8 protein-coding genes are annotated in these 9,683 nt (G+C 75.6%); 5 read left to right on the plus strand and 3 right to left on the minus strand.

Going from position 1 to position 9,683, the window contains the following annotated elements; genetic code table 11:
• The 3 genes from GPJ59_RS28210 to GPJ59_RS28220 form a co-directional block, all read left to right on the plus strand.
• Positions 1 to 1,108, plus strand: a 1,108-nt coding sequence (locus GPJ59_RS28210; RefSeq protein ID WP_374200927.1) for a VWA domain-containing protein, incomplete at its 5' end; no start/stop codon positions are given.
• The gene (gene cobO, locus GPJ59_RS28215) at positions 1,108 to 1,707 is read left to right on the plus strand and encodes a cob(I)yrinic acid a,c-diamide adenosyltransferase (RefSeq protein ID WP_219670524.1); all 600 of its coding nucleotides are present in this window, start codon (positions 1,108 to 1,110) and stop codon (positions 1,705 to 1,707) included. The genes GPJ59_RS28210 and cobO, both read left to right, overlap by 1 nt.
• A 92-nt stretch (positions 1,708 to 1,799) precedes the next feature.
• Positions 1,800 to 3,191, plus strand: coding sequence for a cobyrinate a,c-diamide synthase (locus tag GPJ59_RS28220; RefSeq protein ID WP_219670529.1), 1,392 nt, complete (start codon positions 1,800 to 1,802; stop codon positions 3,189 to 3,191).
• 2 nt (positions 3,192 to 3,193) lie between these two features.
• On the opposite strand, the gene GPJ59_RS28225 is transcribed toward GPJ59_RS28220, so the two are convergent.
• Positions 3,194 to 3,994, minus strand: coding sequence for a ZIP family metal transporter (locus GPJ59_RS28225; protein ID WP_219670525.1), 801 nt, complete (start codon positions 3,992 to 3,994; stop codon positions 3,194 to 3,196).
• Positions 3,995 to 4,086: 92 nt separating this feature from the next.
• Between GPJ59_RS28225 and cobC the strand changes: the two genes are divergently transcribed.
• Together cobC and GPJ59_RS28235 are read left to right on the plus strand one after the other, a co-directional pair.
• Positions 4,087 to 5,514: an Rv2231c family pyridoxal phosphate-dependent protein CobC gene (gene cobC / locus GPJ59_RS28230; protein ID WP_219670526.1), complete on the plus strand. Its 1,428-nt coding sequence runs from the start codon at positions 4,087 to 4,089 to the stop codon at positions 5,512 to 5,514.
• Between the two features lie 227 nt (positions 5,515 to 5,741).
• Entirely contained in the window at positions 5,742 to 6,980 is a 1,239-nt protein-coding gene (locus GPJ59_RS28235; protein WP_219670527.1) for a CapA family protein, read from the plus strand.
• 93 nt (positions 6,981 to 7,073) lie between these two features.
• On the opposite strand, the gene GPJ59_RS28240 is transcribed toward GPJ59_RS28235, so the two are convergent.
• Both GPJ59_RS28240 and GPJ59_RS28245 read right to left on the minus strand, forming a co-directional pair.
• Positions 7,074 to 8,015, minus strand: coding sequence for an SCO1860 family LAETG-anchored protein (locus GPJ59_RS28240; RefSeq protein WP_219670528.1), 942 nt, complete (start codon positions 8,013 to 8,015; stop codon positions 7,074 to 7,076).
• A 370-nt stretch (positions 8,016 to 8,385) separates the two neighbouring features.
• Complete coding sequence (locus GPJ59_RS28245; RefSeq protein WP_374200928.1) at positions 8,386 to 9,507, minus strand: amidohydrolase family protein; 1,122 nt, start codon at positions 9,505 to 9,507, stop codon at positions 8,386 to 8,388.
• Positions 9,508 to 9,683 lie beyond the last annotated feature (176 nt).

Raw genomic sequence — 9,683 nt, forward strand, 5'->3', positions numbered from 1 at the left:
CCGAGGGGCGAGCCCGAGCTGGGCCCCGGCCGCCAGCGGCCCCCGGACGGTGGCATGGGTCAAGTCACGGGGACGGGGCGCGAGGGGCGGCGCCATCTCCGGGGGGGCACCGAGCAGCACGACCGGGCCCCGCCCGGCCCCCGGGCGGAGGGCGGCAATCCGGTGCGCGGGCCGGGACCCGCCGACGTCGCCGCTGCTCGCGTCTGCGACCGGGCCGGCGCCCGTCCAGGCCGCGGTGCCCGCGTCGGAGCCGTTCCGCACCCGGATGCTCAGCGTGCCCGGCCTCGGTGAGGGCGCCTCCGGGCGCCGGTCCCGGGCCCGGACCGCGCACGGCCGGACCACCGGCGCCCAGCGCCCCCGCGGCCAGCTGACGAAGCTGCACCTGACCGCGACCGTGCAGGCGGCCGCCCCGCACCAGCGGGCGCGCGGGCGCAGCGGCCCCGGGCTGGTCGTCCGCAAGGACGATCTGCGCCAGGCGACCCGCGAGGGCCGCGAGGGCAACCTGGTGCTGTTCGTCGTGGACGCCTCCGGCTCCATGGCGGCCCGGCAGCGCATGGGCGCCGTCAAGGGCGCGGTGCTGTCGCTGCTGCTCGACGCCTACCAGCGCCGCGACAAGGTCGGCCTGATCACCTTCCGGGGTTCCGGCGCCGAGCTCGCGCTGCCGCCGACGTCGTCGGTGGACGCGGCCGCGGCCCGGCTCCGGCAGCTGCCCACGGGCGGCCGGACCCCGCTCGCCGCCGGGCTGCTCAAGGCCCACGAGGTGCTGCGCGTCGAGCGGCTGCGGGATCCCTCGCGCCGGCCGCTGCTGGTCGTCGTCACCGACGGCCGGGCCACCTCGGCCGGGGCGGTGGCCGGTTCGGCGGGCGGCGATCCGCGCGCCCTGGCGAGCCGCTCCGCGCGGCTGCTGCACTCCGAGGGCGTCGCCTCGGTGGTCGTGGACTGCGAGAGCGGCCACGTCCGGCTGGGCCTGGCCGCGGCGCTCGCCGCCGACCTCGGCGGCCCGGCGGTGACCCTCGACGGGCTGCGGGCCGATGCGTTGGCCGGGCTCGTGAAGAACGTCCGTACGTCCGTATCCTCCCCCTCCCCCTCCCACAGGAAGGCCGCCTAATGCCCAAGGGACAGCCGTCCGTCGTCCCCGACGACGGTCTCACCACGCGTCAGCGCCGCAACCGGCCGCTGGTGTTCGTCCACACCGGGCCCGGCAAGGGCAAGTCGACGGCGGCCTTCGGGCTGGCGCTGCGCGCCTGGAACCAGGGCTGGCCGATCGGGGTGTTCCAGTTCGTCAAGTCGGCGAAGTGGAAGGTCGGCGAGGAGAACGCGCTCAAGGCGCTCGGCGAGACCGGCAAGGGCGGCACCGTCGTCTGGCACAAGATGGGCGAGGGCTGGTCCTGGGTCCAGCGTGACGCGCAGCTCGACAACGAGCAGGCGGCGAAGGAGGGCTGGGAGCAGGTCAAGCGGGACCTCGCGGCCGAGACGCACAAGCTGTACGTGCTGGACGAGTTCGCGTACCCCCTGCACTGGGGCTGGATCGACGTGGACGAGGTGATCGAGGTGTTGCGCAGCCGTCCCGGCGCGCAGCACGTGGTGATCACCGGCCGCAACGCGCCCGAGAAGCTGGTCGAGTTCGCGGACCTGGTCACCGAGATGACCAAGGTCAAGCACCCGATGGACGCCGGCCAGAAGGGCCAGAAGGGCATCGAGTGGTGACGTACGGTTCCGCGGCCGCCGGCTCCTCCGCGGCGGCCGGTTCTTCGGCGGCGGCCGGTTCCTCCGCTGCGGCTGGTTCCTCCGCTGCGGCCGTGCGGGTGCCGCGGCTGGTCGTGGCGGCGCCTTCGTCGGGGAGCGGCAAGACCACGGTCACGACCGGGCTGATGGCCGCCTTCGCGGAGCGCGGCCTGGCCGTGTCCCCGCACAAGGTGGGCCCCGACTACATCGACCCGGGCTACCACGCCCTGGCGACGGGCCGGCCCGGCCGGAACCTGGACTCGTTCCTGTGCGGGCCGGAACTGGTCGGCCCGCTGTTCGCGCACGGGGCGGCCGGCTGCGACCTGGCCGTGGTCGAGGGCGTGATGGGCCTGTACGACGGCGCGGCCGGGCAGGGCGAGCTGGCCTCGACGGCGCAGGTCGCCAAGCTGCTGCGGGCGCCGGTGGTGCTGGTGGTGGACGCGTCCTCGCAGTCGCGGTCGGTGGCGGCGCTGGTGCACGGTTTCGCGTCCTTCGACCCGCAGGTGCGGCTGGGGGGCGTGATCCTGAACAAGGTCGGCTCCGACCGGCACGAGGCGATGCTGCGCGAGGCCCTGGAGGAGGCCGGCGCCCCGGTGCTGGGCGTGCTGCGGCGGGCGCCGCAGGTCGCCACGCCGTCGCGGCACCTGGGCCTGGTGCCGGTCGCCGAGCGGCGCGCCGATGCGGTGGCCGCGGTGGCGGCGCTGGCCGAACAGGTACGGGCCGGGTGCGACCTGGAGGCCCTGCTGGCCCTGGCCCGCACGGCCCCGGCCCTGGCGTGCGAGCCGTGGTCCGCGGAACGGGCCCTGCTCGACCTGGGCTCCGCGCCCGGGCGTCGGCCGGTCGTCGCGGTGGCCGGCGGTGCCGCCTTCACGTTCTCGTACGCCGAGCACACCGAGCTTCTCCGGGCTGCCGGCGCGGAGGTGGTCCCCTTCGACCCCCTGCACGACGAGGCCCTCCCGGCAGGCACCGCCGGGCTCGTCGTCGGCGGCGGCTTCCCCGAGGTCTACGCCCCGGAGCTCGCCGCCAACGAGCCGCTGCGCAAGGCCGTCGCCGAGCTGGCGGCAGCCGGCGCGCCGATCGCCGCCGAGTGTGCCGGTCTGCTCTACCTGGCCCGGTCCCTCGACGGGACGCCGATGTGCGGGGTGCTCGATGCCGACGCGCGGATGTCGCAGCGGCTGACGCTCGGCTACCGCGAGGCGGTCGCCGTGACCGACAGCCCGCTGGCCGCCGCCGGCACCCGGCTGCGCGGGCACGAGTTCCACCGCACGGTGATCGAGCCGTCCGCCGGGGCGGCCCCCGCCTGGGGGTTCACCCGTCCCGAGCGGCGCGTGGAGGGCTTCGTACGGCAGGGCGTGCACGCCAGCTATCTGCACACCCACTGGGCCGCGGAGCCGTCCGTGGCGGCGCGCTTCACCGCGGCCGCCCGGACGTACGCGGCTGCCCGGGAGCACACGGCCGCGCCATGAGCTCATTCCGCGATGCCGACGACCAGCCAGATGCCGGCCACCCCGCCCACCGTGCACAGCAGCGTGGACAGGGCGGGGTGGCGGTGGTGCGCCTCGGGGAGGATCTCGGCGGCGGCGAGGTAGAGCAGCACGCCGCCGAAAAAGCCGAGATAGGCGCCCAGCGGTTCCTCCGGAAGGGTGAACAGCAGGGTGGACGCGGCGCCGACGACGGGGGCGACGGCGTCCGCGAACAGCATCCCCAGGGCCCGTCGGCGGTCGTTCCCGTACACGCTGGTGAGCGTGTAGGTGTTGAAGCCGTCGGCGAAGTCGTGGGTGATGACGGCCAGGGCGACGGCGATCCCCATGCCGCCGCCGACCTGGAACGCGGCGCCCAGTGCCACCCCGTCGGCGAGGCTGTGGCCGACCATCGCGGCGGCGGCCGTCAGGCCGACCTGGGGGGTGCGGACCCGGTGTCCCTCGGCGGGTCCGCCCTCGCCGTGTCCGCCCCGGCCGTGTCCGTGCGCGCCGTGTCCGTCCCCGGACCCGTTCGCGGCGCCGTGCGCGGCCTGCCGTACGGCGAGCAGGCGTTCCACGACGTGCGCGACCAGGAACCCGGCCACGAAGAGCAGCAGGGCGAGCGGAACGCCGAGCACCGGGTCGCCGGCCGCGTCCAGCGCCTCCGGCAGCAGGTCCAGGCCGACCACGCCGAGCATCAGCCCGCCGGCCAGGCCCAGCACGAGATGGCGGCGGTCGGTGACGCGTTGCGCCGCCCATCCGCCCGCCAGCGTCATCAGGAACGCGCCCAGCGCCACCACCACGGCCATGTGCCCCTGAATACCGACTGCCGGGCCCGTGTGCACGTCTGCGCGCGGGACGCGGCCGGACACGACGTTGACGAATGAGAGAGGACCGGCGAATGGGCGAGTACGAGCAGGTGGTCGTCGGCGTCGGCGCCCGGGCGGGGGTGGACGCCGACGAGGTCTGCGCGCTGGTCGAGGAGACCCTGCGCGCGGCCGGGCTGCCGGTGGGGGCGGTGTCGGCCCTGGCGACGGTGGAGTCGAAGGCCGGCGAGGCCGGGATGGCTGCTGCGGCGGAACGTTTCGGCGTGCCGTTGCTCAGCTACTGCGCCGAGGAGTTGGCGCGCGTCGCCGTGCCGCATCCCTCCGATGCGGTACGGGAGGCCGTGGGCAGTGCGTCGGTGGCCGAGGCCGCCGCGCTGGCCGGCAGCGGCGGCGGAAGGCTGCTGGTGGCGAAGCGGAAGTCGGCCGCGGTGACCTGCGCGGTGGCCGGCGTGCCCGATCCCCACGACCTGCGCCACCACGGGGACGCCGAAGTGGTGGACGCCGGGGCCGGGCTGGTCGACCTGGCCGTCAACGTGCGCACCGGCACCCCGCCGGCCTGGCTCAAGGAGCGGATCGCCGCCTCGCTGGACTCGCTCGCCGCCTATCCGGACGGGCGGGCGGCCCGGGCGGCGGTCGCGGCGCGGCACGGGCTGCCGGTGGACCGGGTGCTCCTGACGGCGGGCGCGGCCGAGGCGTTCGTGCTGGTCGCGCGCGCCCTGGACGCCGTACGGCCGGTGGTGGTGCACCCGCAGTTCACCGAGCCGGAGGCGGCCCTGCGCGATGCCGGGCACCGGGTGGAGCGGGTCCTGCTGCGCGCGTCGGACGGCTTCCGGCTGGACCCGGCGGCGGTGCCGGAGGACGCCGATCTGGTGGTGGTGGGCAATCCGACCAATCCGACCTCGGTGCTGCACCCCGCGCGGGACCTGGCGGCTCTGGCGCGGCCGGGCCGGATCCTGGTGGTGGACGAGGCGTTCATGGACGCGGTGCCGGGCGAGCGGGAGGCGCTGGCCGGGCGGACGGACGTGCTGGGGCTGGTGGTGCTGCGCAGCCTGACCAAGACCTGGGGGCTGGCAGGGCTGCGGATCGGGTACGTACTGGCGGAGCCTGAGGTGATCGCGCGGCTGGCGGCGGCCCAGCCGCTGTGGCCGGTGTCGGCACCGGCGCTGGCCGCGGCGGAGGCGTGCGTGACGCCCCGGGCGCTGGCGGAGGCGGAGGACGCGGCCCGGCGGATCGCGGTGGACCGGGCCCATCTGCTGGCGGGGCTGGCGGAGTTCGAGGAGATCTCGGTGGCGGGGACGGCCGAGGGGCCGTTCGTGCTGATCCGGGTGGAGCGGGCGGCCGAGGTACGGACCCGGCTGCGCGCCCTGGGCTTCGCCGTGCGGCGCGGGGACACCTTCCCGGGGCTGGACCGTTCCTGGCTGCGGCTGGCGGTGCGCGACCGGGCGACGACGGGACGGCTCCTGCAGGCGCTGGACCACGCACTGGCCCTCACCTCGTCCTGACCCCGCCGGGCCCGGGGCCTGGGCCGTGTCTTCGGCCGTGTCTTCCGGATCGTGCCGGGACTTCGGATCGTGCCGGAACCGCGACGGGCCGGCCGGTGTCCTCCCGGGTGCCTCCACGGACGGCGTACCGGGTGGGCCGCCCGGGCGGCGGCCGGAACGTGCGTGCGACAGTATCCGGGGGGAGCCGGGAAACGGACCGGCCTGCAACACAACAGGGGGAACGCAGCATGAGGAAGTCCGCCAGGATCGGGGCGGCCGTGGCCGGCCTCGCCGTGGTCGCGGGGGGTGTCTACGTCGCGCCGAAGCTGCTCGGCACGGACGGCGCGAGCACCGAGCAGCGCCTCCAGGGCGGCGCGGGGACCGCGGGCGGGGGCACGGCGGGCAAGGCGAAGCCGGCCGCCGACGCGAAGCCGTTCACACTGGTCGCGACCGGGGACATCATCCCGTACCCGTCGATCATCCAGCGGGCCGCGGACGACGCGGGCGGCAAGGGCCACGACTTCCGCAAGATACTCGCGGGCGTCAAGCCCCTCGTCTCCGCCGCCGACGTGGCGATGTGCCACCACGAGATACCGTACGGGGCGCCCGGCGGGCCCTACACCGGCTATCCCACCTTCAAGGCGCCGCACGACCTGGCCGACGCCCTCAAGGACGCCGGCTACGAGAGCTGTTCCACGGCCTCGAACCACACCCTGGACGCCGGGTACGACGGCCTGACCCGCACCCTCGACCACCTCGACCGGGTCGGCATCAAGCACGTCGGGTCGGCCCGCAACGCCGAGGAGGCCAAGGCCCCGGCGCTGGTCACCGCGGGTGGCGCGAAGATCGCGCAGCTGTCGTACACGTACGGCACGAACGGCATCCCGCTCCCCCAGGGCAAGCCCTGGGCGGTCAACCTGATCGACAAGGACCGGATCATCGCCGACGCCCGCGCCGCCCGGAAGGCGGGCGCGAACGTCGTCGTCCTCAGCGTCCACTGGGGCACCGAGTGGCAGACCGCGCCGGACCAGCAGCAGCGCGACCTGGCGCAGGCGCTGACGGCCTCGAAGACCGACGGGCTGCCCGACATCGACCTGATCATCGGGACGCACAACCACGTGCCGCAGCCCTACGAGAAGATCAACGGCACCTGGGTGGTCTTCGGCATGGGCGACCAGGTCGCCAGCTTCGTGCCCGCGGACAAGAAGCGCGGCAACATGTCCTCCGTCCCGCGCTTCACCTTCGCCCCGGCGGCCGCGGGCCGCTGGGAGGTGGTGAAGGCGGAGTACTTCACGCAGTACTCGGACATGGGGCCGCCGTTCCGCGTGGTGTGCGCCTCCTGCGTCCTCGCCGACGGCCAGCCGGGCTCCGACGGAGCACTGTCCACCGCCAAGCGCACGGAGTACGCCGCCGTGGACAAGCAGGTCACCGAGGCGGTCCTGTCCCGGAAGGCCGCCGAGCAGGGGCTGGTGAAGGCCTCGCGCTAGGCGCGGCGGGGCGCGGAGTCCGGGGCCGGGGCCGGGGAGCCGGGCGCGGGGCCGCGGGGGCCCGAGGTCGGGCGCGGAGCCGGGGTCGCGGGGTCAGGCGCGGTTGCGGCCGCGGGCCACGACGAGTGCGGCCGCGCCGGTGCCGAGCAGCAGCAGGGCGCCGCCCGCGACGTACGGTGTCAGTGAACTGCCGCCGGTCTCGGCGAGGTTGGCGTGGGTGCCCGAGGCCGCCGGGTTCCCGGCCGCCTGTGCCTTGACGCCCTGGCCGCCGGCGGGCTTCGCGTCCGGTGCGGTGGACGGGGGCGGGGTGGAGCCGGCGGGGGACTCGCAGCGCGCCTCGGCCAGGACCAGCTCGCCGTCGACCTCGGCGACGTTCAGCTTGAGGGGGTTCACCGACACCTTCAGGCGCAGGGCGGTCGCCGCCGCCGTGGACGAGCTGGTCTCGGCGGCGGACAGGGCGAGGTTCACCTCGCCCACGCCCGGTACCTCGACGCGGGTGGGACCGCCCGCCGAGAGGGTGACCTTCTTGCCGAGGACGGTGACCGCGCCGAGCACGTTGGAGCTGGCCACCGGCTGCCGGCCGGCCTCGCAGACGGCCTTGGAGGTGACCTTCTCGACCTCGATCAGCGACAGCAGCGGCAGGCCCGGGACGTGGACCTTGGCGTTGGCCAGGTTGGCCTCGGCCTCGGCGCGCCGGTCGTCGGCCGTCGCCTTGGAGGTGGCCACGTCCGCGCGCAGCACGCTCACCGGCTGGCCCTTGTCGACCCCGTCGAGTGTGACGGTCAGGGCGGTCTTCTCGGCCCGGGCGGGGGCGTCGACCTGGTTCAGGGTGGTCCGCAGCGGCAGGTGCACGGTCTTGTCGATCAGGCCCACGTCGAGCCCGGCGCGCAGGACGACCGCGCTCGCCCGGCCCTGGGCGGCGGGCGGGGCGGCAGGCGTTCCGCCGGCGGCGTGGGCGGGCGGGACGGCCAGCAGGGCGACCGCTCCTGTGGCGAGCAGGGCGGCCGCGGGCATGCGGAAGGCGGAGCTGTTCACGGTGGGAACCCCCGGGAAGATGGGTGGCCGCCGCGCCGCCCATGGGGGACATGGCGGTGCGCCGACGGCCTCGTCCCGGGAATCTTTACGCACTGTGGGTGAATGGGCGGGCACCTGGCGTGAGTTCACCCCAAAGAGGGGATTTCGCGCTCGTTTTCGAATCCATTCGCCCCACGGGGCACGGGAGTTCCCTCACGCCCCGGTCGGTCGCGGCATCGGAGCCCGACACGGCCACCTTCAACGACCGGCCGGGCTCCGATGTCACGGTCCGTCAATCCCGCGGCCGCCGCTCAGGCACAGGCCCGGCCGTTCAGGTGCAGGCCCGGCCGTTCAGGCGCAGGCCCGGCCGTTCAGGCGCAGGCCCGGCCGTTCAGGCGCAGATCCGGCCGTTCAGCACCACCCGGAGCGGGTCCGCCAGGGCCCGGACGTCCGCGCGCGGGTCCTCGGCGTAGACCACCAGGTCCGCCGGGGCCCCCTCCTCCAGGCCGGGCCGGCCCAGCCACCGCCGGGCGCCCCAGGCCGTCGCCGAGAGCGCGTCCAGGGCCGGGATGCCGGCCTTGACCAGCTCCGCCACCTCCGCCGCGACCAGGCCGTGCGGCAGCGAGCCGCCCGCGTCCGTGCCGACGTACACGGGCACGCCCGCGTCGTAGGCCGCGCGGACCGTGTCGTAGCGGCGCTCGTACAGCCGCCGCATGTGCGCGGACCAGCGCGGGAACTTCGCCTCGCCGCCGTCCGCGAGTCGCGGGAACGTCGCGATGTTCACCAGGGTCGGCACGATCGCTACCGAGCGCTCGGCGAAGAGCGGGATGGTCTCCTCGGTCAGGCCGGTGGCGTGCTCGACACAGTCGATGCCCGCCTCGACCAGGTCGCGCAGGGAGTCCTCGGCGAAGCAGTGCGCGGTGACCCGGGCGCCGAGCCGGTGCGCCTCGGCGATGGCCGCCTCCACCGCCCCGCGCGGCCAGCAGGGGGTGAGGTCGCCGGCCTCGCGCTCGATCCAGTCGCCGACCAGCTTCACCCAGCCGTCGCCGCGCACCGCCTCGCGGGCGACGTAGGCGACCAGCTCGTCCGGCTCGATCTCGTGGGCGTAGTTGCGGATGTAGCGGCGGGTGCGGGCGATGTGGCGGCCGGCCCGGATGACCTTCGGCAGGTCCTCGCGCTCGTCGATCCACCGGGTGTCGGAGGGCGAGCCGGCGTCCCGGATCAGCAGCGCCCCCGCCTCCCGGTCGGTCAGCGCCTGCTTCTCGCTCGTCACGTCGTCCACCGGCCCGTGGGCGTCCAGGCCCACGTGGCAGTGCGCGTCGACGAGTCCGGGCAGCGCCCAGCCGGACACCGTGGTGACCTCGCCGGCGGCGCGCGGGCGCTCGTACGAGATCCGGCCCCCGACGACCCACAGTTCGTCGCGTACGTCGTCCGGGCCCACCAGGACCCGTCCCTTCACATGCAGCACTTCGCCCATGGCTCCCATGGCGCCCACGGCGCTCCCATCGCTCATGCCCGCACTGTACGCACGTGATCGACGGGCGCTGAACGTCGTGACGGGCCCCGGCAGCCCGGCCCCGGCAGGCCAGGTCCCGCCGGGGCGCGGGGCCGCCGGGGCGCGGGCCGGCCGCCCGGTCAGCCGGCCAGGGCGTCGAGGAGGCGGTCGACGTCGTGCTCGGTGTTGTAGAC

The organism is Streptomyces bambusae, from assembly GCF_019400985.1.
Classification (GTDB): domain Bacteria; phylum Actinomycetota; class Actinomycetes; order Streptomycetales; family Streptomycetaceae; genus Streptomyces; species Streptomyces bambusae_A.

Coding starts and splice junctions, on each gene's coding strand:
- GPJ59_RS28225 (WP_219670525.1), bottom strand. CDS start 3,994: ATGGCCGTGGTGGTGGCGCTGGGCGCGTTCCTGATGACGCTGGCGGGC.
- GPJ59_RS28235 (WP_219670527.1), top strand. CDS start 5,742: ATGAGGAAGTCCGCCAGGATCGGGGCGGCCGTGGCCGGCCTCGCCGTG.
- cobO (WP_219670524.1), top strand. CDS start 1,108: ATGCCCAAGGGACAGCCGTCCGTCGTCCCCGACGACGGTCTCACCACG.
- cobC (WP_219670526.1), top strand. CDS start 4,087: ATGGGCGAGTACGAGCAGGTGGTCGTCGGCGTCGGCGCCCGGGCGGGG.
- GPJ59_RS28245 (WP_374200928.1), bottom strand. CDS start 9,507: ATGAGCGATGGGAGCGCCGTGGGCGCCATGGGAGCCATGGGCGAAGTG.